Origin of the sequence: Hamadaea flava (assembly GCF_024172085.1) — a bacterium.
GTDB classification, from domain to species: Bacteria; Actinomycetota; Actinomycetes; order Mycobacteriales; family Micromonosporaceae; genus Hamadaea; species Hamadaea flava.
In genome coordinates this window covers 2165549-2186759 of record NZ_JAMZDZ010000001.1, presented here as the reverse complement: position 1 = coordinate 2186759, position 21211 = coordinate 2165549, and the positions used below count along the sequence as shown (strand labels likewise).

The following is a 21211-nucleotide window of genomic DNA, read 5'->3' as shown; positions in this document are numbered from 1 at the left end:
GTTATCGGCTGACTGTTGGCCCGTCAGAGTCGACGTCTTTTCCGCAACGGTGAAGGCGCTGGCGGTGGACGACGGGGACACAGTGGCAGTCACAGCGCTCCTCTCCGATGTGACTAAGGTCGAGCGATCTCCAGATCCCACATCCGCGATCAGTGGGAATATCGGCGACATCCCACCGTGCCGGACTGTCCAGCAACGGCGGAACGCCGACTTAGCGGGAGACTTGTCGAGCCTTGTGGAGGCCGGACGGCTGTGCTGGTCACGGCGGTGCCGTCTGAAAGTGCCGTGTTCGTTGATGTGGTCTGCGCACACGTCTGCCAGTGCGAGTGCGTGGCTCCTCACGCTCCAGCGAGCCCGTACTGGTGGTCCAACGCCCGGCCCGACTGTCATCGGTGAGGCAGGCACACCCGTAGCGTGTGACGGTCGGCAGCTGCCACTGGCGTCGCGCATGCTGACACGAGGCGCCAGCTGAGACGCGGGGTCTCGATGGCCGATGCGGCGTCGTTGCCGGAGTCGCTTCGAGCGGTGCGGCGGCAACGGATCAGCCCGCTTGATGGTCCCGGTACAGGTCTGATCCAGGATTCGTGACCGCTGTGGTCCAGACCGTCAAGATTTCGGCGAGCTTGTTCGGTAACTCCAGGTGCGCGATGTGCCTGCAGTCGAGTTCCTCATAGCGCCAGGTCGGCAGGCGCCGGGCTGCAGATCGGGCGTCGGCGATCGGCACGAGCTGATCGTGGATGCCGTGGACGAGCAGCACCGGCATGGCGAGTGTGCGCATCCGTGCCCAGTAGGCGCGCTTGCAGGCGACGGCGAGCGCGATCGATCGAGCGGCCCTGAGGTAGTCCGCCGCCGGTCGAAGGCTCATCTTCTCCTCGGCCGAGATCAGCGCCGCGAGAGTGGTCGGGTTGATACGTGTGGGATCGGCGCAGCTACGCTGCAGCATCTGCATGACCCGCTGTCGGGCCGAAAGCTTCGCGCGGCGGCGACGCAGCAGGTATTCGCCGATGCCGGGGACGGCTCCGGCGAAAGCGGCCCTGCGTACGTCTGTGTGGGTGCGCCACGGTGCCGATGCGGGCAGCGGCGGGCTGACGAGTGCGAGGCCTATGACCATGTCGGGGGCCTGCGCCGCGGTCGAGGCTGCGATCAGGGCGCCCATCGATGTTCCGATGAGGATGCTCGGCTCGCCGACGATGTTCTGCAGGAATCGCGTCAAGGCGTCGGCGTTGCCCGCGACGCCGGTAGCACGTCTGTCAGTGGGAGTCCCACCGAACCCAGGTAGATCGACGGCGAGTCCCCCCACCAGTGGCCGCAAGATCGGAGCCAGGTCTGACCAGTCGGCGTGGCTGCCGCCCAAGCCGTGCACGTACACCATCCGCGGGACACCGGCCGGGCCGCCGTACTCAACATGCCGCATGAACCACCCCGAGTCGACAGGCACCGAATCGGCACACGGCCGCCGGCGACGCGCGGCGCTGATCCCGTATTCGTTTGATGCCTACAGTGCGGGACGATCCAGAGCAGCCGGAACGGCGACTTGCCAGGAGACTTGTTGGGAGACTTACGAGTTCCCCTTGTCGCGAGGGTTCGAGACATGTAATTCTCTCGTTTCAACTCGCATGACAATGCCACGGAGGGCGGCACTGTCCCCGTGTCCAAACCACAGGGGAGGATGGCAATGAGGATTGCCATGAAACGCAGCACGATCATCGCGGTAGCTCTGGCTCTGGTCGCAATTGGCACACCCGCCAGTGCCGCTTCGGCTCCGACCGACCCGACGGCGCCGTTGCAATACGGGACGACTTCCGCCAAGGGCGGCGCATCTACGGAAAGCCTCTGGTGCGAGGGCGAGGCTGCTCCGGACCCGCTGTACTCGGCGAGCAACAACTCGGTCCAGTACGGTGCCAAGACCATCTGCAACCACACCGATACGCTGTCGATCAGGATCGAGATCTGGACCATCGTCGGCGTCGGCGACCACCAGACCGAGGAATACCAGGGCCAGGCGTACAACTCCGGTGTAGCCACGAATCTCATCGCCTCCGGAAGCGGAAAATGCCTGGTGAAGACCTCCGGTCGGTGGTACGTGAAGGTCTGGGCGACGGCGGTCCTCCTGGGCGGCGAGCTACCTCCGTACCCCGCGTACGGACCCGTGAAGACGCTTGGCTGCTCAGATATGGTTTGACGCATGATGTGGATCGCCGAGGCGGATACGTCCGATCAGTACAAGCTGCTTGTGTGCGTTCCGCGTGGCGCCAGGCTCTACGTCCTCATTGCCGGTCCTGGCGGCCTGGCCGAAGCCTCGTCTGGTCTGTGGGCGATGACCGTCACGCCCGCAGCGGGGCGGCCACTGGAGTTCCATAGCGGTTCCCGGTCCGGCGGAAAGTCCGACAGCATCTATGTGGGCCAGTTCCAGGACCCGCCGGAGTCGCCGGACGTACTCACCGTCCGCATCGAGGTAGACGACGTAGAGATCTTCTCCACGGTCGCGATGCCGGTTCGCACAGAGCCGGCCTGAAACGCAAAGGGCTCGGCTCCACTGTGGGGGAGCCGGCCTCTTTGCATCGTTATGCCACCGGCAGTAGCCGGGGGACCTGCCGCAGCCGGTCTCATGGAAGTAGCGCACGATGGCGACCTCCGAACCGTCCTCACATTGGGAACAGATCGGCCGGTGTGACACCGACCCCACCGGCCGGCCTCACATCATCGAGCTTCCAGAATCAGGATGGGGAGCGCTGATCGCATGGCTGGCGCCACCGGACCAGGTGTTACGCTTTCCCGACAATCAAGAGCACCACACTAAGGTGCGGACCGTTGCCGCGACAGATGAATCGCAATGGCGCGAGCGGCGAAGCCAGACCGAGCAAGACGCCCTCGATGAAGACGTCGACAGCTATCTGCACGATGCCGTTGCGCCGCCGCGGCCACGCGGCTACCGCTGGTTCCTGAGGCTCCCGTCCGACCTCGATGACGATGCCTTCTGGGCACGAATCAACTCCGCGTTGAACCAAGCAGTACCGGCGCCGACCCATCCGATGCGCATCGCAAAGGTGGTGCGACACGTACTAGACGCGATCTATGGGGTGACCTGAATGGGCAGCCGCAAAGTCCCATCTGCCGCCTCCTCCGGCACCTAAGCGGCGAGGTAGCTCCGGCAGGTGTGCGCATCGCTGGCCCTCCGGTCGAGCCGCCTACCGAACTTTCCCGGGCCGACGTGTGCACACGGAAGTCCGTCCTGCCCTCATGCGATGTTTGCGTATAGAACTAGAAGGGCGATGCAGGCCAGGATCTGCATGCCGCCGCCGAGCCAGACCCGCCGCCAACCCGCCGCGCTGACGGCCGGCAGCATGCCGAGCGCGGTGACGGCCGCCCCTGCCACCCCAAGGACGGTGGCCGCGATGAAGATCGTTGTGGGAAGCGATGCAGGCAAGCCGTCCTGTGCGATCCGGACGACGTGCATGAGGATCGGCATACTGCCGAGAAACAAGAACAGCAGCCCGACCTGGACGCGGACCATGTTCATAGCATCATTCACCGGGTTCCTCCTGTGCTGTCCGAGGTCGGTCATGCGGACACGTCAACACTGATTGGCGTCGATGATTGTGCGGTTGTGGCCGACTAGGGTGAGCTGGCGGCGGTGCATGACTGCTGGATGCACGACATCGCTTCGGTGGCCGGGGATGACGGACGTCATGGCTGATTCGACGATGACGAGGGTTTCGATGACGGTGATCGGATCGAGCCGGCTGCCGGGAGCCGGGGTGGTCAGGACCTTGTCGTAGCCGAGAATGCTGCCGTCGTCCGGGTCGACGATCAGCAGGTCGGTGATCGTGCTGCCGTCGGTCAGGGTGCTGTCGAGGCTGAACGCCATACCGGTGCGGCCGGCGCGGTCAGTGGTGGTGCCTCGGTATTTGATGCCGGGCATGTCGGCCAGGATGGTCAGCACCGCGGCTTGTTGCTGCTGGTTGAGGTGGTGCTCGCGGAGCATCGCCATGATCGCGGCGATTGTCGCGTGGTCGCTGTTGCCGTCGCCGATCTCGGTCAGCCAGGTGCGCAGCGCGGCGATGGAATCCGGTAGCGGATGCGGCATTCGTGGCCGATACATGCCGGCGGTCAGGTGCCAGGTGTCGGCGCAGGGGCCGCGAACGGTCAATGGTTGGCTGATGCGGGTGCTTTTGGGATCCTCGACCACGTCGCAGCGTTGGATGAGCGCGGTGCCGTCGATGTTCCACCACAGTTGCACGTCGGACATGACCAGGCCGTGGGGGTGTTTCATATCGAGTTGCCAGTGCCGGTAGTGCAGGTGCGTCACGGTCGGCTTCGGATATTGAACCGCCCCGGTTGCGGGGACGGCGTAGGTCTCCGGCCGGTCGGCTGAATGCGGTGTGGCTGAGCCGCTGACGAGCGTGGACAGCAGTACACCCAGTGCCAACGATGCGGCGGTGCGGCGGGCGATCGTGCGCCGAATATGCCGGTAGTGCCATGGTGCACTGACGATCGCCGGCCTGCGCCGGCTTGCCGGGGTCATTGCTGGCTCCTCGGCGGGAGCGTGTTCCGCAACGCGTGTGCCGCGGCGAGTCTACCAGCCGGCGGGTCGCGGTGACCGCGGCCGCAAGCCGTGGTTCGTCGACTGACGCGAGGGCCTCATATAGACGTGCGGGCGCCTGGCCTGCCGCCCCAGGTCCGGCGGGCGGAAGCTTGTCAGCCATCCGGGCGTGGTCGCCGCGGGCGAAGTATTTGGCGGCGACCGCGACGCGCAGCAATGTGGTCGTGCCGGCCGTCGGATGGGCGGGCTGGGTCGCGTCGGAGTGCGCGGCCAGTAGTTGTTCCCAGGTCCGCCCGGCGTGCCGCAGGCCGAGGTGGTCGAACACCACGCTCGTATCCGCAGGGATCGACATCGCTGCTGGTGGAAACGTGTAGAAGTCGATCCAGAGGACGCCGTCGACTGTTTCGAGGCAGACGGCTTGGTAGTCGCCGCCGATGGGCGTGTTTCGGGGGACGGTGATCGTGGTGAGGATCCGGTCGCCGAACGCGGCGGCGCACACGTCACGGCCGGTGTAGGCGGCGGTAGGTGTGGCGACGAGGTCGAGGTCGGAGAAGGCGTCGCCGTGGCCGCGGCCGAGCGAGCCAATCTGTAGCAGTGCGCCGATTCCGTTGTCGCAGGCAGCTTCGATGAGCCGGGCGAGGGCGATGTCGCGTTCGGCGGCCAGCCGTGCCAGCCGGCTGTCCAGATCGTCGAAGGGTGAGGTATTGCTGGTCATGATGCCTCTCGGGAGCAGGCCGCGGCGGTTGCGAGCATGGTGTCGCCGCAGTTCCAGGTGACGGCGGCGCAGACCTGTCCGGGTCCGATGCCGGTGAGGGTCTGCCGGTCGACGGTCGGTGGGAGTGTGATGGTGCGACGGATGATCCCGCCGACGGTGACGATCAACGTCGCGGTTGCTTCGCTGGCGGGATAGGTGAAGGTGATCGTGACGGTGCGGTCGTGCACGGCGACGTGGACGACCGCAGGTGGCACCGTCGGTGTGGGGCTGTTCCAGGTGGCGACCGGCGCTGTGCCGGGCGTGCCGTGGGTGGCGGCCACAACGCCGCACACGCTCAGGGCAAGCAGGCCGGCGAGTACCGCAGCGATGATCGGACTCCTTGGCCGCCGACTCGCCCGAGGTGTGGCGGCGGCAGACGCCGGGGCGGGCTGTGGCGTCCAGGAGTCGATGGCCTGTGTGAGGTGGACGACGAGTGGATGGTCGTCGCCGTGCCCTGTGACGACCTCGGTGCGGACGTCCTGCAGGAGCCGTGCCCCGTTGTCGGCTCGGCCGGATGTGGCGTACAGGTGGGCAAGGTGGATGGTCAGCCGGATCGTGAGCGGGTCTTGGGGGCCAAGCACGATGCGGCACTCGTCGAGGCGCTGCTGGAGTTGGGTGACGGTGTCGGCACCGCGGCGGATGCCGATCAGGGTGCGGTAGGTGGCGGCGAGGATCGCTTCACGTGCGAGGGGCCCGACCAGACTGACGTCCGGCTCAGACAGCACGCGTATGAGGGCGAGGTCGGCGTGATGGTCGTCGCCGACCTCGTAGTGCAGGGCGGCGACGGTAACGGCGGCCCGGACGGTTACGGGATGGCTGGGGCCGAACTGGCCCTGGCATTGCTGCAATAGTGGTACGGCGAGTTTGAGGTCGCCGAGTTCGCGGCAGGTGTCGGCGAACAGGCGCACGATCGTGGCACGGTGCAGCGGTCGCAGCTGCGGGCCGCAGTCGCGGATGGTCGCGGCGAGCAGCACGTGGGCTTGTCCGATGTGCCAGTGGCGGATCAGGTCGGCCGCCCGGCGGATCACCTGCGCGTCAGACAGCTCAGCTGCCGGAGGGCTTGTCATCGCCGGGCCCTGACCGTGGCAGGCTCGCCGATGGTGATCGTCTGGCTGTCCGCGGTGAGGACGACGGTCGGTCGGTCCAGCGTGCAGGTGGAGTCGACGGTCAGAATCGTCGTGCCGAGGTCTTTCAGCCGCAGGAGGTGCCCGGCGAGGCGTTGGCCGATGTCGTGCGGGAGGCCGTGGCAGGGTTCGTCGAGCAGCAGCAGACGCTTGTTGCGTAGCAGGGTGACCGCCAGGGTCAGCATTCGGGCCTCGGTGGTCGACAGGAGTTCGGCGGGCTGTCGTAGCCGATCGGCCAGCGGCGGGAACAGATCTAGAACGTGGGCGCGGGTCGTGCGGCGAGCCCGTGACATCGGCCAGGCCAGATGCAGATGATCGGCGACCGTCATGGTCGGCCACACCCGATGTCGCTGCGGTGCGTAGGCGACGAATTGGGTTCGGCGCACCGTCTGCCAGCTGGTGACGTCGCGTCCGGCGATGGTGATCGTCCCCGCGTCGACGGTGGTGTGGCCGGCGATCGTGGACAGCAGCAACGATTTGCCGGCACCGGCCGGGCCGTTCAGCAACGCCATCGTGCCGTCGGGCAGGGTGAAGGTCACCTGCCGCAGCTGCTTGGTGGTGTGGCCGAAGGTCACCTGGTCGAGGGTCAGCACGCCCGGTCACCTCGCAAACGGCGAAGCGTGGCCGTGCAGCGGCTGGCGTTGGCAGACACCCGGCAGGCGACCATCTTCCGTGGGTCGTGTTCCGTGGGGCGTGTGGAGACCGAACCGGACCTGGGTGCCGCGTGCGTAGTTGCGGACCTGGTCAGATAACCGTTCATGTGGTGGCCTTGTGGGAGGGTGCGGCGAACGGGTCTTCGGCGGGAGCCGGTGTGGTGTGGTCGATGGGCCGTGCGGGGGTGAGTGTGCGGTCGGTGATGGTGCGGACGGTGTCGGCGATCAGCGGGCCGAGGAGCAGGTGGGGTTCGGCGACGAGCGCGGCGAGGCCGTTGTCGACCCGGTCGGCGAGTAGGTGGCCGAGGCGGCCGACGGCAATGGGGGCGAGGCCTTCGCCGGGTTCGTCGAGCAGCATTAGGCGTGGGTTAGCCAGCAGGGCGCGGGCGAGGGCGAGCATTTGCTGTTCGCCGCCGGACAGCCGGTCGGCGCGGTGGCGTAGCCGTGCGGCTAGTTCTGGCATCGCGTCGAGGATGTTGGTGGGTGCGCCGCGGGTGGGGCTGTGGGCGCGGGCGACGGCGAGGTGTTCGGCGACGGTGAGCCGGTGGAATAGTCGGCGGCCCTGCGGAACGAGGGAGATGCCGGCGCGTAGGGCGTCGGCAGGATGCCGCACGGTGAGGGGTTTGCCGTCGACGAGCCGCTGCGCGCCGGGCGCGGGATGCAGCCCGGCCAGGGCGTGCAGGAGTGTCGTCTTGCCGGCGCCGTTCGGACCGACCACGACCTGGCCGTGCCCGACCGCGAGGGTCAAGTCGACATCGGTCAGCTCGGGTGCTGCCATGCCGTGGCCGAGCTGCGGCAACCGCGCTGTCAGCAGGGTCGCTGCGGTCGCCGACCTGGTCTTGGCCGTGGTGGCGGTGGGGGTGCCGAGGTACGCCTGACGGACAGCACTGTCGGCTCGGACCTGGTCGATGGTGCCGGTGGTCAGGTGCTGGCCGTGGTGCAGGACGGTGACGTGGTCGGCGACGTCGCGAACGAGGGCGAGGTTGTGGTCAACGAGCAACACGGTCACGTCGTTGCCCAATGCGGCAAGGACAGTCGACAGCCGCCGTAGGTCGTGGTCGGACAGGCCGGACGAGGGTTCGTCGAGCAGCAGCAGCTGGGGCCCGGCGGCGACAGCGACGGCGAGTTCGAGGAGCCGCTGCTGCCCGTACGAGAGTTTGCCAGCCGGCGTGGCAGCGCTGCGGTCGAGACCGACCATCTCCAGGACCACAGTGCCGTGGTCGCCGCGTACCCGTCGCGGTGGGATGGCCAGGGTGAGGTGTTCGGCCACGGTCAGCTTCGGATAGACGGCCGGATGCTGGTGGGTGCGGCTGATCCCGACCGTGACCCGGCGGGGCACCGTAAGGTCGGTGATATCGGTGCCATCGAGCAGCAGCCGTCCGCTGGTCGGTTTGAGGCTGCCGGCGATCAGATGCAGAAGGGTGGTCTTCCCGGCCCCGTTGGGGCCGATGACCGCGTGCCGCGCACCGTCGCCGATGGTCAGACTGACGGGTTTGAGGGCGTGCAGTCCGCCGTAGCGGCGTTCGAGACCGTCCAGGCGCAGGGTCATCGGATCCTCCACGAGAGCAGCCGGTCACGGGGTAAGGCGGCGGCGACGATGAGCAGGGCGCCGAGGATCGCGACACCGTGGCCGGTGTACCCGCCGACCCAGTCCCGGGCGGCGACCAGAACGAGAGCGGCTAGGACCGCGCCGGGCATGGTGCCGATCCCGAGGATCGCCGCCGCGAGGGCGACGACGGACACGGCGAACCCGAGGTCGGCGGGGGAGACGTGGTGGGTGGCGGTGACCAGCAACGCGCCCGCGATCCCGGCTATCGCCCCGGCGAGGGTGTAGGCGGTCCACAGGTAGCGGCCGGTGGGATGGCCGCTAGCCCGCAGGCGCCGCTCGTGGTCGGCGATCGCCCGGAGCCGCAGGTCCCAGCGGCTGCGACGCCAGCCCCATATTGCGGCGCACACCAGGCCGGTGACGGCCAGGACGTATAGGAAGACCCATCCGTCGGCGGCCAGCGTCGCCGTGCCGGGTAGCGGCGGGCGCGCGGGTACGAGGATGCCGTCGCTGCCACCGGTGACCGGCACCGCTGCCAGCGCGGCGACGTGGATCAGCTCCCCGCACGCGAACGTGATCATCAGAAAGGTGACGCCACGCGCCCGGACCGCAACCAGGCCGGTCAGCGCGGCCGCGGCCGCGCCAGTGAGGGCGGCTGCGGCCAGCTGGACCATGCCGTAGCCGGCGGACGTGCCGGCGAGTAGCGCTGCGGTGTAGGCGCCGACGCCGAGGTAGCCGGCCTGGCCGAGCGCGGCCTGCCCGGTCGTGCCGACGATCTGTGCGCTGATCGCGAGCAGGGCCATGATCAGGCCGGTGGTGGCGATGGACACGATGTAGGCGTTGGCGAGCCACGGCAGCGGTACAGCGACGAGCAGCCCGACAGCTGGGGTGAGCGTACGCAGACGACCGGAGGCTGTCATGCGGGCCTGCCGTGCAGGGTGGGCCGGGCGACCAGGACGATCAGCATCGCGGCGGCGAGCAGGAACGGCACGAGCGCGGCGGGGGCGAGCAGGACGCCGAGGGTTTGCAGCAGTCCGACGCCGACCGCGGCGAGCAGGGCGCCGCGGATGGATCCGAGGCCGCCGACGACCACGATGATCAACGACAGTGTGAGCACGGTCGTGTCGACTCCGGGGGCCGGGCCGAGCACTGGTGCACCGATCACTCCGACCGTGACCGCCAGAGCGCAGCCAGCGGCCAGGACGCCGGCTTGGACGAGGCGGGTGCGGATGCCGGTGGCGGCGGCCATCTGCTCGTCGTCGACCACAGCCCGGACCGTGGCGCCGACAGTCGACCGGTCGACGATCAGGACCAGGATGGTGGCGAGGCCGGCGGCGACTCCGATGAACACCAACCGCCAGGTCGGATACAGGTGTCCGAACAACGGCACTGAGCCAGGCAGGGGAGCTTCGGCCCGCAGCGGCTGTCCGCCGGTGGCGGTGGTGAGCAGGTCGGCGGTCACGAACGCCCCGCCGAGGGTGGCGAGGCCTTGGTCGAGGTGCCGGCCCGTCAGGGGCCGCAGGCAGATCGCGAGCAGACCGCCGACGGCGGCGCCGGCGAGGGCGCCGACGGCGGTCGCGGCGGCCAGGCCGCCCCAGCCGCCGTCGGCCAGCCACCAGCCCAGGTAGGCGCCGGCGAGGTAGAGCGTGCCGTGGCCGAGTTGCAGTATGTCGGCCACACCCCAGATCAGGGTCAGGCCGGATGCCACGCAGAACAGCAGCAGCCCGTACGCGAGCCCGTCAAGGCCGGTGATCGCGTAGGCGAATATCCCGTCCACGGCACGGCTCCGGCTAGTTTGCGGCCGCGCGGCGGCCGGTCGTGGTGTGCATCAGGTAGCCCGACAGCGTCAGCCGCGGGTCCTGCAACATGCGCCGCAGATCGGACAACTGCTGTTCGGTCATGCCGGCGGCCAGCAGCGCGTCGTTGAGCTGGTGGCTGTTGCTGTAGTGCAGCTGGCAGATGCCGGTGCCGCCGTGGTAGGTGCGGGCGTCGACGACGGTCGTGACGTTGGTTAGCCCGGAGTGCAGCATCGCCCCGTGGGCTTCGGTGGCCCAGGTGGTGCTCATGCCGCGTGGGGTGAGCAGCCCGACCAGGGTGGTTTGGAACAGGTCGTGCAGGCTCGCGTCGAAGCCTCCGGGGCAGTACCGGACCAGATTGAGGTAGGTGCAGTCCCATTCGGACAGCACGATCGCCCCGCCCGGCCGCAGCCAGTCGGCCAGCCGCTGCAGCACCTTGACGCGTTCGGGGATGTGCATGAGCACCAGACGGGCGTGGATCAGGTCGAAGCTGCCCGGGTCGAAGTCGGAGGTGCGGATGTCTTCGGCCAGGATTTCGATGTTCGGGCCGCCGGGTAGCGAGGGTGCGATGTCGATCGCGGTGACCTGCCCGTCCGGGCCGACCTGCTCGGCGAGCCAACGGGTGATCGTGCCCGCACCGGGACCGACGTCCAGGCAGCGCATACCCGGTTTGATCCCGGTCGTGGAAAGGACGCTGATGCTGTGCGGGTCGAGAATCTCGGCGAGGTGCTGCAGTTGGTGGCCGCCCTCGGAACTGGTGTTGTCGAAGCCGTATCGCTGCTCGACGTCGGTGTCGGTCATGGTCGTGTGTCTCCTTATGAGCCCAGGGTCGCCAGTTCGGCGATCTTGACGTTGGCCAGGACACCGCCGTCGGCGGTGACGCGGCGCAGGTACCACTTCTGCACGGGGGTGTGGTTGACCGGCCCGAATTGCCATCCGCCGCGCGGGGAGTTCACTTCGCCGAGGTGCGGCAGGCCGGCCATGATCGCCGTTGTGATGGTGCTGCGACCCGGCGGGGGGCTGGCCGCGGCCGTCGTGGGTGTGCCGTTCGCGGTGGCGCTGCCGGTGGCCGCCGGAGTCGTCGTTGAGGCCGCGGAGCCGGTGGCGGTGGCCTGGGTGAGAGCCATGTCCAGGACCATGGCTGCGTCCCAGCCGCACACGTGGTAGATGTTCGGGGTCGCGCCGGCGTGCTGGGCGGTGAACGCGGCGACGAACCGCCTGTTGGCGTCGGTGTCGATGTTGGCTGCGTAGTTCAGGACGGTGGAGATGCCGTCGGCGGCCTGACCCTCGGCCGCGAGGACCGCGCCGTCGGTTAAGAACCCTGCGGCGTACAGCGGCACGTCGACACCGAACTGGCGGTATTGCTTGACGAACTCCACCGCGCTGGACCCGGCGTAGAACGTGTAGACGGCTTTGGCGCCCGAGGATTTGATCTTTGCCAGGTAGGGTTCGAAGTTGGTCGTGGGCGTCGGCGCCCACGGGGTCCATTCCGGCTCGCCGCCGGGGTTGGCGAGTTTGCCGCCCTTGGCGGTGAAGGCCTTGGTGAACCCGGTGATCTGGTCGTGGCCGCCGATGTAGTCCGGGCCGATCGCATACACCGGTCCGTTGACGGTGGTGCGCAGGTAGTCGGCGATCGCGGCGCCGGTTTCCTGGCTCAGCCAGGAGGTGTGCCAGATGTAGGTGGGGTCGGTGATCGTGGACGGCCGGCCGCCGGTGCCGATCATCGGCACGCCGTGCTGGCGCAACAGCGGATCCAACGACAGCACGGTCTCAGCGGAGGCGTTGCCGACGATCACATCGACCTTGTCCTGATCGAGCAGCTTCTTCCCAGCGGCGCGGACGGCGTCTTTGCCGTCACCTTCGTCGGCCTCGACGACCTGCACCTTGTGCCCTCCGAGTTTGCTGCCGTGCTGATCCAGATACAGCTGCCAACCGGCTTTGATGTCGTCACCGGCGGTCTTGTACGGGCCCGACTGGGGCAGGATCAGCCCGACCCGCACCGTGTCCGACGAGGTCTGGGTGTTGTCCGGGTTGAGCGCGGAACCGCTGCACCCGGACACGGCGACGGCGAGCGCCGCCGCGAGCGCCCACGGGAGGCGTCTGCGAAACATCAGAATCCTTTCTTCTCAAGGAGTGGAGAGGGGTTGCCGCACCCGGTTGAGTGCGGCTGGGAAACACGGAAAGGGGCTAGCGGGCGGCGCCGCGCAGGCCAGGTGAAAGCTGCTGGCCGATGCGCTGGGCGAGGTCGGCCAGGGCATATGCGAGGTCGGCGGCGTCGGCCAGTTCCGGAGCGAGCGCGGCCAGTGCGCTGCCGTCGGGGGTCGGTTGTACGACCAGAACCCCGAGGTCCATGACCAGCATCGAGTAGACGTGGTCCCCGGCCTCCAGGAACTTGGCGGTGGACCTGGCGAGGGACACCTCCCCGGACACGGCCGCGCACAGCGTCTCGGCCCGGTCCTGGCTCAGGCGGGGTGTGCGGGCCAAGACCAGGCCGTCGGACGACATCGCGACGGCGTGGGCGATCTTCGGCACCTTGGCGGTCAGCTGGGTCAGCACGTCGCTGAACATGGCCAGACGGCCGGGATCTTGCGGACTCATCAGGTATCTCCTCGTGTCGAATGGCGGTGGTGCGCTGCGGACAGGGCACGGGCGACGGCTGCGACCTGGTGGCTTTGCCGCTCGGGGTCGACCCGCAACGCGCGGGGATTAGCCGGCGGCGCGGGTGGCGGCACACGCCGTGCAACTTCGGCGGGATCACGGCGCGGCAGGCCCGACCTGGTCGTCCCCGTGACCGCTGGTGACTCGGCTGCTGCCTGCCACGGCTCCTCGGCTTCGATGACAGGTAGTGCCACGTCGGTGTCCAACCAGCTCGATCTCGCATGCTGAGGTGCAGGGGTGGGCCAGGCCGGTGGGCCGACCGTCGGCAGCGTCGCCGTGTGGTCGGCAGTTCTGGCCAGCGCTGCCCGTGGACCGGGAATCACCGATGGACGCCGGTCGGCGATCATGCGTACGACGAAGCCGTTGGGCACCAGCACGCTGGCGGCGATGCCCGGCTGGGCAGCTTCCAGCCAGACGGGCAGCCCATACTGGCCGGCCACGATCCCGGACACGGTCAGCCCGAGATGACCTGGTTGCTCGGGGTAGGCCACCTGGCCGGCCAGCAGCAGGTTGACCTGCGTCAGCGTGTCCACGGGGAGGCCGATCCCGGTGTCACGGACCGTGATGTGCAGACCCCGGTCGGCCCACTGGGCGGACACCTCGACGGGGCTGTCACCCGGGCTGTACTGGATGGCGTTGTCCAGCAACTCGCGCAACACCACCAGCACGGCAGGGACTGCAGCAGTCCGGATCTGACTCGGGGCGACCGCCCCGAACCGGATCCGCTGGTATTGCTCGATCTCCTGACCCGCTGCGGTCAGCACCTCCAGGGTGTCCTCATCACCGGAGTGGATCTTGCTGAGCCCTCGTTCGGCGAGAACCCGCAGATTGTCCAGGAACCGGCGCATCCGGGTAATCCCGTGATCGACAGCGAAAAGCTTGGCGAGCAGTTCACTGTCGGCGTCACGTTCGACCTCGTCGAGGCGATGAATGATGTCCTCGACCAGCCCCGCACCCCGGCGGGCGATCGTGGCCGTCGCCTCACCTGCGGCGGCCCGGTTACCGGCCTCACCGGCTAGTGCCGTCTCCGCCGCGCCGAGCAGCCCGCCGAGGGCCGCCGCGACCCGACCGATCTCATCACGGCCGGTCACCGTGACTGCGCGCCGTCCAGCGAGCCGCTGGATGACCCCGGCGGCGCCGTCGCGCGTGGCGACCGTGCTCAACGCGTCTTTGAGCTCTGGCAGCCGCACCGTGCCGATCAGCCCTGCCTCAGTCTCCAGGCCGCGTAGACGCCGCGTTGTCGTTCGGGCGACCGCGATACCGATCAGTAGCGCGGCCGCAACGCCGGCGAGGGTCAGCGACCCCTGAGTCACGGCGATGCGGATCTGCGCGTCGCGGGCCGCGGCGACCGTCGTGGTGATGTCCTGGTGGACGGCGATCTCGACCTGACGCAGCCGGGCCGCGCGGGCGGCCATCGCCGCAGTCCACGCTTTCGCGCTGGTCTCGACCCGCTGGTAGACCGGTGTCCGGCTGACCACGCCCTCCAGGCGCACTGCGTCCAGGACCGCCGCACCGGTCATCTGCCGCCCGAGTTCGACCCGCCACCCGACCGTGCCCAGAGTGGTGAACGTCTTGATTCCCTCGTCGTACGCGCTGCGTGCGGAGGCGATGTCCTGCGACAGCGACGGGGTCAACTGGCCGAGGGCGAGCGCCTGCAGCACCGACACCTGCTGCTGGCCGACGGCTTCGGTGGCGCGCGCCAAGGCGGCCGCGGCCCGGATCTGATCCGCGAGGACCGGGTCGACGCCCGCCTGAGCGGCGGCGTCCTGGTAGGCCAGCAGGTCCGCGACGATGATCCGGTAGGCGAACATCGCCCCAGACAATGCGGCTGGTTTGCCGTCGGCCAGCCGCGACCGCTGAGCATCGAGGTCTGCCAGCCCGCCGTCGACCCGCCCGATGATCGCGGTGATCGCCGCCGGCGGGTCGACAATCTTCCCGGCTTGTGAGCGCCACGCGTCGGTGCGCTGCCGGGTCCGTTCGACCTGCTGGCCGTAGGCGGCGGCGACCTGCTGGCCGGCATCGGGCAGCAACAGTGCCGCCAAGCCGGCCCTTTCGGTTTGCAGCTCGTGCGCAAGGTCCGCAGCTGCTCCCGACAGCTGCACCAGCGCCTGGGTGCGATCGGCTGCCTGCGCCGACTGCACGGCGTTGTTGAGTGACCAGCCTCCGGTCGTCATCGCGGCGGCCGCCATGGGCAGCAGAATGAACGCGGTCTTGACCCGGATCGGCAGGTCCCGCATGCGCAGGCTCCACCCTGAAACACGCCGCCCCACGGTCACCGCCCCCCGTTGGCGGACAGGGCCAGGGCGGGCGGAAGAACCTGCTGTCGGCGGCGGTTCAGGCTGTGCTCAACCACCGCTACCAGGACCTGCTTGACCTGCTCACGCTCCCGTGCGTCACAGGTCAACACCGGCACGTCGGCAGCCACGCTCAACGCGTCGGTGATCTCGTCGACCGAGAACAGCAGTTCGCCGTCGAACTTGTTGACCACCACCGTGAACGGGATGTCGCGCGCTTCGAAGAAGTCGATCGCGCCGAACGCGTCAGCCAGACGGCGGGCATCCACGAGGATGATCGCGCCGAAAGCGCCCCGGATCAGGCTGTCCCACATGAACCAGAACCGCTCCTGGCCAGGGGTACCGAACAGGTACAACGTCAGGTCTCGTTGCAGGGTGAGGCGGCCGAAGTCCATCGCCACCGTGGTGACGGTCTTGGCCGGGATCAGCGTCGTGTCGTCGGTCGGCTGCGACGGAGCGGTCATCGGCGCGTCGGTGTCGACGACCTGAATCTCTGAGACGGCTCGGACGAAGGTGGTCTTGCCGGCTCCGAAGCCGCCGGCGACGACGAGCTTTGCGGCCGATGGGGCAACCGCAGCGCGAATAGGGATTGAAGGCATCGAAGTCGGGTCTTTCTCGATGGGTGGTCGTGAGGGCTTCGGTAGGTTGCTAAGGCTGGCGTGGTCGGAGCAGCGCATGTGATCTGTGGGCCAGGTTGGCGACCAGGTCATGCGGAGGTGTCGTGGTCGCAGCGCGAGGGACCTTGCGACCTGCCTGCAGGAGGGTCGCGGCGGGGCAAGGCACGACACCAGGTCGGCGATCATGGATTTGTCCACGCCCGGTTCCCCCGGGTGCTGATGACCGGGTAGAACCAGGCGACGGTGTCGGGGTGCGTGGCGATGACGCGGAACCGATTGCGGTCATGCTCAGGCACGCCGTCGAGGTCGTCCTGCAGTTGGTGCAGGTTGATGGTGTGCAGCAGCGTTCCTGGTGTTCCTCCGGACCAGGTGCGGTTGAAGCACTCGGCGACCACGTCGAACAGCCCGGCCTCGCGCATCGCCTGCCGGCAGCTGTGCGCCCAGGAAAGGTCTGTCCCTGCTCGCTCCTGCTGGAGCAGCATCGCGGCGATGACCCGCGGCCACACCGTGGCGTCGGCGCCGTCGGGCACCTGCAGCAGTGCCGGCGGGGTGCGGCAGTCGAGGCTTTCCAGCAGCAGCGTGCCACCCGGGGCCAGCGCATCAGCGAGCTTGGCGACGATCTTGCGCCGTGGTGGCAGTTGCATCTCCACGAGCCGGGCGTGGATCAGATTCCAGGTTCCCGCATGCGGCACCGGGTCGCCGATCACATCGTGGCAAATGATGTCGCAGTCAGCGCGTATCCGGTCGGGGCGCAGATCGGTGGCAAGCACATAGCCGCTGAGTCCGACCGTGCGGTGAAGGTGGTCGGCGATCGAACCAGTGCCGGCCCCGATCTCCAAGCAACGCCAGCCGGGCTGCAGCCCGGCGCTATCGAGTTGGTGGCGGGTGTTGTCGTCCAGGCACGCCTGCAGATAGGCCAGCTGGCTGCCGACCAGTTCAGTGTCCTGAGAGCCGTAGGTGGTCGTCATCGCTGGCACTCCTTCGAACTCGATCGAATGGGCGGTGGTGGGCGGACCGGTTGGCCTGCGGGGCGACATCCGGTCCGCCCACCGGTGGATGGATTCCCTGTCCGAGTCAGCGGTGGAGGTAGGCCGCTGACAGGAAGGGGCGCAGGGCTGGCCTGCTGTCCATTCCGGGAATGTCGACGCAAGGGACGTCGACCCGGTCTGCGTCGTCGCTGTGACGGTGGCTGGTCACGCGTGGGCGGGAACGCATGCCGGTCCTCCTTCGCCTTGACGGTCATCGACACAACGAGCGACCCGCGAGGAGCGCGGGGCGTTAAGGTGGCAAAGTGCCGCCCGAACCCGCCGGTCAGATTGATGTCCAGCCTCCCGGACTGTCCTAATCGGTGAGAACACCGACATACTGGGAGACTTGATAGGAGACATAGCGACGCCGGCGACTTGCGAGCATTGAAAGTCAGGCTGCGACAGGTTCTGGCTGGGAATCTGGCGATGCGATTCGAGTAGCGCCGCGGTGGTACCGGAGCACACAGGAGAAGGGAGCTGGCGGTGGCGCGAAGAGACTACTTTCATGATCCTGAAGCGCCTGCCGTCAATAGTGTCGTGCCGTCTGTTGTCGCTGCGGTTGTTGACGAGCGCGGGTGGCTACTGATGATCCAGCGCAGCGACAACGGGCTGTGGGCTCTGCCCGGCGGTGGTCACGACATCGGCGAGTTCATCGCCGACACAGTGGCGCGTGAGGTTCAGGAGGAGACCGGTGTCGAGGTCGCGGTCGTCGACCTAGTCGGGCTTTATACCAATCCCCATCACGTGATGGGCTATGACGACGGTGAGGTGCGCCAGCAATTCAGCATCGCTTTCACCGCGCGTCCCATCGGCGGCACCGTGCGGACCTCCGACGAGTCACCGTGTGTGGAGTGGATCGATCCCGCCAGATTGGACGACCTCGACATCCACCCGTCAATGCGGCTACGCATCGATCATGCGCTGGCCAGGCGAGCGAAGCCCTATATCGGCTGACGGAACAGCCCTCAGCGACAGGTTTCTTTTGCGATGCGCCCAGCATGCGGACGGTCTGCCGACCGGCGCGGGCTACTGGGCAGACAGGGTGCGGTGAGACCGGCGGCGTTGTGTCGTGACCCCGGTGCCGCGGACAACGAAGAATCCGAGGTCTCGATCTGTATGCGCTGCGAGGACGGTCCGGAACGCGGCCCGGTACGGTGCCTGCGGCCAGCGGATCTCGCCCCGTTCCAGCCTGCCGATGTAGGTGGCGTCCAGGACGGTGTGCCGTGGATCGTGCCGTGACAGCTCCTGGTTGATCAGCTCCGCGAGTTCCTGCCGTGACAGCGGCCTGCCCGAGCCGGTCGGGGACAGGCGCACGAGCCGGGCTCTGCGCAGTTGCTCGTTGCGAGGCGGGCGGCGTAGCGACATCGGCGCTGATGCCGACGGCGGCGTGGACTGCGAAGTTATGCGTGGCTGCGTCCTGGCACTGTCGCGCTCAGCAAGCAGGTCACGCACGCGAAGCCGCATCACTGCTCCCCAGGCAGACGCTCGTGTGTGCCTGGGGCGGCTACCAGCTGATTATCGTGATCCATAACGTGCCCCCGAGACCAGCAAATATGCAGGCAACCCCATGTGCGAAGGTCGCTCAAACGTTGTGGATGTCAGTTGACCTCATCAGCGGACGGGTGCAGAAGCCGAATGGACCGTCAAGGTCGGCAAGGTTTGCCCCCGGGCGGCGACTACAGTGGTCAGCAGGCATAGATGAGGGGCATCGCATGGGAGGGCCAAATCCTGCTCTGGCTGACGCGCTGGGTCTGGCGGGTTGGTCACCGCGTCGGCTTGCCCGTGAAATCAACAAGATGTTCGGCACCGGCACCGTGTCCGAGACCGCGCCGTATCACTGGCGTGACCAAGGCCGGGTGCCCTACACGCCGCTGCCGACCCTCGTCGCGTATGTCCTGTCCCGCCACATCGGGCGGACCATTACGGCCGAGGAACTGTGGGGCACTCACGCCCCAGCCGCGCCCGCAGCGGTGCCGGCGTCGGCCGGTTTCGAAATGCCCTGGTCGACGACGGCGACCATGCAAGTCGTCGACGCCTGGATCGCCAGCGGGCTGATCGACCGCCGGATGTTCCTCGCCGTCACCGGCGGCGCGCTGGCCGAAGCAGCGCTGCGCGTGCTCCCGGCCTTGCTCGAACCGCACGACAGCGCCGCCGTCGATGAACAACCGGACCTGCTCGTGGAACAGATCGAGCAGACCATCCCGATGCTGCAGCGCCTCGACGACGCCAAAGGCGGCGCCGCGAACCTGGCCTACATCGGCGCCCAGGTCCGGGCGGTAGCGGTGGTGCTGCGCGAGCACCGCGGCAGCGACGCGACCCGCCGGCAGCTGCTGCATGCGATGACCGACCTGTGTCAGCTGGCCGGCTGGATGGCCATCGACGCCAGCGAGAACGGGTTGAGCCAGCGATACCTGTTCACCGCACTGCGAACAGCCCACAGCTCGAACTACGCATCCATGGCAGGGCACATACTCGCCGACCTGTCCGGGCAGGCCACCCTCATGGGCGCAGGAGCCGACGCTGTCGACCTCGGCCAAGCCGCTGTCCGCGTCAGCGCCAGCGCACCGCCGCGCGTGCGAGCCTCGATCCACAGCCGCCTCGCCCACGCATACGCCGGCACCGGTGACCTGCTGAGGTTCAATGACACCCTTACCCAGGCGCGCGAGGCATTCCACGGGCAGCCGGCCGACGAACCCGACTGGATGTACTACCTGACCGACAACCACATCGACTGCCAAGCCGGCTACTCCCTCGTCATGCTCGCCAAACGCAAGATCGACGACGGCGACCAGCGGGGTGCCGCCACCGCGTTGCACCGCGGCCAGCAACTCCTGGAAGCAGGTGCTCATCAGCGGTCGCTGCACGAGCCGGCCCAGCGCCGCGCGCTGTACGAAGGTGCCTGGCTCGGCCTCGCATACGCCCTGGACGGCCAGTACGCCAACGCCTGCAGAATCGGCCAGACAGCCATCTCGCGCCTGCCGCGAGTCCGGTCGCCGCGCAGCAACACCGTCTTGCACGATCTGGTTCAGGTGCTGGCCGCCCACAACCGGCGCCAGGACGTACGCGACTTCCTCGCCCTAGCCCGCCCGGCTCTGGCTGGGGACCTGCGGGCTGTGTCTGCCCTGTAGCGTCATGCCATGAGCGTCAAGCGTGTCGCGGTTGTCGGGGCGGGCGTGATCGGATTGACCTCCGCGGTGGTGCTCGCCGAGGCCGGTCACGAGGTCGTCGTCTATGCCGAGCAGATCCCCGGGGCGACATCGCTGGCCGCAGGGGCGTCCTGGGGCCCGTATCTGGTCAAGCCCTACGACCGGGTCCAGCAATGGTCAGCCCACACCCTGCATGTCCTGACCGACCTGGCCGCCGACCCGCGTTACGGGGTCACCGTCCTGGCCGGACTGGAGGCCTCGCGCGATGCGTCCACGCTTCCCGATTGGGCAGCCGTACTGCCCGACGTCCGCGAATGCCCGCCAGGCGATCTGCCGGAGGGATTCAGCTGCGGGTGGCGGTACACGATTCCGGTGGTCGACATGCCGGTGTATCTTGCGGCGCTGATCGGCCGGGTACAGGAGGCCGGGGGCCAAATGGTCCAGCAGCGTGTTGGCGCCTTCGACAAGTTGGCGCGTCAGTTCGATGCCGTGGTCAACGCTGCGGGGTTGGGCGCCGTCGCGCTCGCCGCCGACGACAGCCTGTTCCCGATCCGCGGCCAACTCGTGGTGGTCACCAACCCCGGTATCACCGAGTTCTTCTCCGAAGACACCGGAACCTCGCCGGACCTGACCCACTTCATCCCGCACGGCGAAACGGTCGTCCTCGGTGGCACCGCGCTGCCGCACATCGCTGACAGTCAGATCGACGCCAGCACCAGTGCGGCGATCATCCGACGCTGCGCCGAGATCGACCCGCGGCTCGCCGACGCCCAGATCGTCGAGCATCGCGTCGGATTCCGGCCGACGCGGCCCGAGGTCCGCGTTGAAGCCGACAGCAGCTACCAGGTGAAGGTCATACACAACTACGGTCACGGCGGCGCCGGGGTCTCCCTTTCCTGGGGCTGCGCGGCGGAGGTGCGCGACCTCATCGAGGGCTGGTGAGGCCCCGATCCGACCTGGCCCACAACCGAGGCTGCCCGCTACCGCTCGCCGCGGGAAGCTGCCGTTGGGAGACTTAATAGGAGACTTGCGGCGCGACATCGTCACGAGCT

General features: G+C 68.2%; 22 protein-coding genes. 7 read left to right on the top strand and 15 right to left on the bottom strand.

Going from position 1 to position 21211, the window contains the following annotated elements:
* Positions 1-541: 541 nt before the first annotated feature.
* A complete protein-coding gene (locus HDA40_RS10275; RefSeq protein WP_275978787.1) occupies positions 542-1372 on the bottom strand; it encodes an alpha/beta fold hydrolase in 831 nt (276 codons plus the stop codon).
* A 315-nt stretch (positions 1373-1687) separates the two neighbouring features.
* On the opposite strand from HDA40_RS10275, the gene HDA40_RS10270 reads away from it, so the two are divergent.
* From HDA40_RS10270 to HDA40_RS10260, 3 genes are all read left to right on the top strand, one after another.
* Positions 1688-2182, top strand: a complete 495-nt coding sequence (locus tag HDA40_RS10270) for a hypothetical protein (RefSeq protein WP_253754351.1) — start codon at positions 1688-1690, stop codon at positions 2180-2182.
* A gap of 3 nt (positions 2183-2185) precedes the next feature.
* Positions 2186-2515 carry a hypothetical protein gene (locus HDA40_RS10265; RefSeq protein WP_253754348.1) on the top strand — a complete coding sequence of 110 codons (330 nt, stop codon included), beginning with the start codon at positions 2186-2188 and terminating at the stop codon, positions 2513-2515.
* 109 nt (positions 2516-2624) lie between these two features.
* Entirely contained in the window at positions 2625-3089 is a 465-nt protein-coding gene (locus HDA40_RS10260; protein WP_253754346.1) for a DUF5956 family protein, read from the top strand.
* A 149-nt stretch (positions 3090-3238) separates the two neighbouring features.
* Here HDA40_RS10260 and HDA40_RS10255 read toward each other — a convergent pair whose 3' ends face one another.
* Positions 3239-3565: a hypothetical protein gene (locus HDA40_RS10255; protein ID WP_253754344.1), complete on the bottom strand. Its 327-nt coding sequence runs from the start codon at positions 3563-3565 to the stop codon at positions 3239-3241.
* 9 nt (positions 3566-3574) lie between these two features.
* On the bottom strand, positions 3575-4525 hold the full coding sequence (locus HDA40_RS10250) for a hypothetical protein (RefSeq protein ID WP_253754342.1): 951 nt from the start codon (positions 4523-4525) through the stop codon (positions 3575-3577).
* 316 nt (positions 4526-4841) lie between these two features.
* Between HDA40_RS10250 and HDA40_RS10245 the strand changes: the two genes are divergently transcribed.
* Positions 4842-5135 (top strand): hypothetical protein, encoded by a 294-nt coding sequence (locus tag HDA40_RS10245; protein ID WP_253754340.1) that lies wholly within the window; start codon positions 4842-4844, stop codon positions 5133-5135.
* Between the two features lie 119 nt (positions 5136-5254).
* Here HDA40_RS10245 and HDA40_RS10240 read toward each other — a convergent pair whose 3' ends face one another.
* The 11 genes from HDA40_RS10240 to HDA40_RS10190 all read right to left on the bottom strand — a co-directional run bounded on the left by HDA40_RS10240 (position 5255) and on the right by HDA40_RS10190 (position 16953).
* Entirely contained in the window at positions 5255-6364 is a 1110-nt protein-coding gene (locus HDA40_RS10240) for a tetratricopeptide repeat-containing protein (protein ID WP_253754338.1), read from the bottom strand.
* The gene (locus HDA40_RS10235) at positions 6361-7014 is read right to left on the bottom strand and encodes an ATP-binding cassette domain-containing protein (RefSeq protein WP_253754336.1); all 654 of its coding nucleotides are present in this window, start codon (positions 7012-7014) and stop codon (positions 6361-6363) included. Before HDA40_RS10235 ends, HDA40_RS10240 begins: the two co-directional genes overlap by 4 nt.
* 163 nt (positions 7015-7177) lie before the next feature.
* Positions 7178-8623, bottom strand: a complete 1446-nt coding sequence (locus tag HDA40_RS10230) for an ATP-binding cassette domain-containing protein (RefSeq protein WP_253754334.1) — start codon at positions 8621-8623, stop codon at positions 7178-7180.
* Entirely contained in the window at positions 8620-9540 is a 921-nt protein-coding gene (locus HDA40_RS10225; RefSeq protein WP_253754332.1) for a branched-chain amino acid ABC transporter permease, read from the bottom strand. Before HDA40_RS10225 ends, HDA40_RS10230 begins: the two co-directional genes overlap by 4 nt.
* Positions 9537-10397: a branched-chain amino acid ABC transporter permease gene (locus HDA40_RS10220; protein WP_253754330.1), complete on the bottom strand. Its 861-nt coding sequence runs from the start codon at positions 10395-10397 to the stop codon at positions 9537-9539. The genes HDA40_RS10225 and HDA40_RS10220 overlap by 4 nt, the downstream gene beginning before the upstream one ends.
* 13 nt (positions 10398-10410) lie before the next feature.
* Positions 10411-11217: a class I SAM-dependent methyltransferase gene (locus tag HDA40_RS10215; RefSeq protein ID WP_253754328.1), complete on the bottom strand. Its 807-nt coding sequence runs from the start codon at positions 11215-11217 to the stop codon at positions 10411-10413.
* A 14-nt stretch (positions 11218-11231) separates the two neighbouring features.
* A complete protein-coding gene (locus HDA40_RS10210; protein WP_253754326.1) occupies positions 11232-12527 on the bottom strand; it encodes an ABC transporter substrate-binding protein in 1296 nt (431 codons plus the stop codon).
* 76 nt (positions 12528-12603) lie between these two features.
* Entirely contained in the window at positions 12604-13014 is a 411-nt protein-coding gene (locus HDA40_RS10205) for a roadblock/LC7 domain-containing protein (RefSeq protein ID WP_253754324.1), read from the bottom strand.
* On the bottom strand, positions 13014-15311 hold the full coding sequence (locus HDA40_RS10200) for a sensor histidine kinase (protein ID WP_253754321.1): 2298 nt from the start codon (positions 15309-15311) through the stop codon (positions 13014-13016). Before HDA40_RS10200 ends, HDA40_RS10205 begins: the two co-directional genes overlap by 1 nt.
* A gap of 35 nt (positions 15312-15346) precedes the next feature.
* Positions 15347-15967: a GTP-binding protein gene (locus HDA40_RS10195; protein WP_253763602.1), complete on the bottom strand. Its 621-nt coding sequence runs from the start codon at positions 15965-15967 to the stop codon at positions 15347-15349.
* A 200-nt stretch (positions 15968-16167) separates the two neighbouring features.
* Complete coding sequence (locus HDA40_RS10190; RefSeq protein WP_253754319.1) at positions 16168-16953, bottom strand: class I SAM-dependent methyltransferase; 786 nt, start codon at positions 16951-16953, stop codon at positions 16168-16170.
* Positions 16954-17496: 543 nt separating this feature from the next.
* On the opposite strand from HDA40_RS10190, the gene HDA40_RS10185 reads away from it, so the two are divergent.
* Positions 17497-17967 carry an NUDIX domain-containing protein gene (locus HDA40_RS10185; protein ID WP_253754317.1) on the top strand — a complete coding sequence of 157 codons (471 nt, stop codon included), beginning with the start codon at positions 17497-17499 and terminating at the stop codon, positions 17965-17967.
* A 72-nt stretch (positions 17968-18039) separates the two neighbouring features.
* Here the strand turns inward: HDA40_RS10185 and HDA40_RS10180 are convergent, their stop codons facing one another.
* Entirely contained in the window at positions 18040-18378 is a 339-nt protein-coding gene (locus HDA40_RS10180; protein ID WP_253754315.1) for a hypothetical protein, read from the bottom strand.
* Between the two features lie 8 nt (positions 18379-18386).
* Between HDA40_RS10180 and HDA40_RS10175 the strand changes: the two genes are divergently transcribed.
* Positions 18387-20141, top strand: coding sequence for an NsdA family TPR-like regulatory protein (locus tag HDA40_RS10175; RefSeq protein ID WP_372502852.1), 1755 nt, complete (start codon positions 18387-18389; stop codon positions 20139-20141).
* A 9-nt stretch (positions 20142-20150) separates the two neighbouring features.
* Entirely contained in the window at positions 20151-21101 is a 951-nt protein-coding gene (locus HDA40_RS10170; RefSeq protein ID WP_275978216.1) for an FAD-dependent oxidoreductase, read from the top strand.
* Positions 21102-21211: the final 110 nt, after the last annotated feature.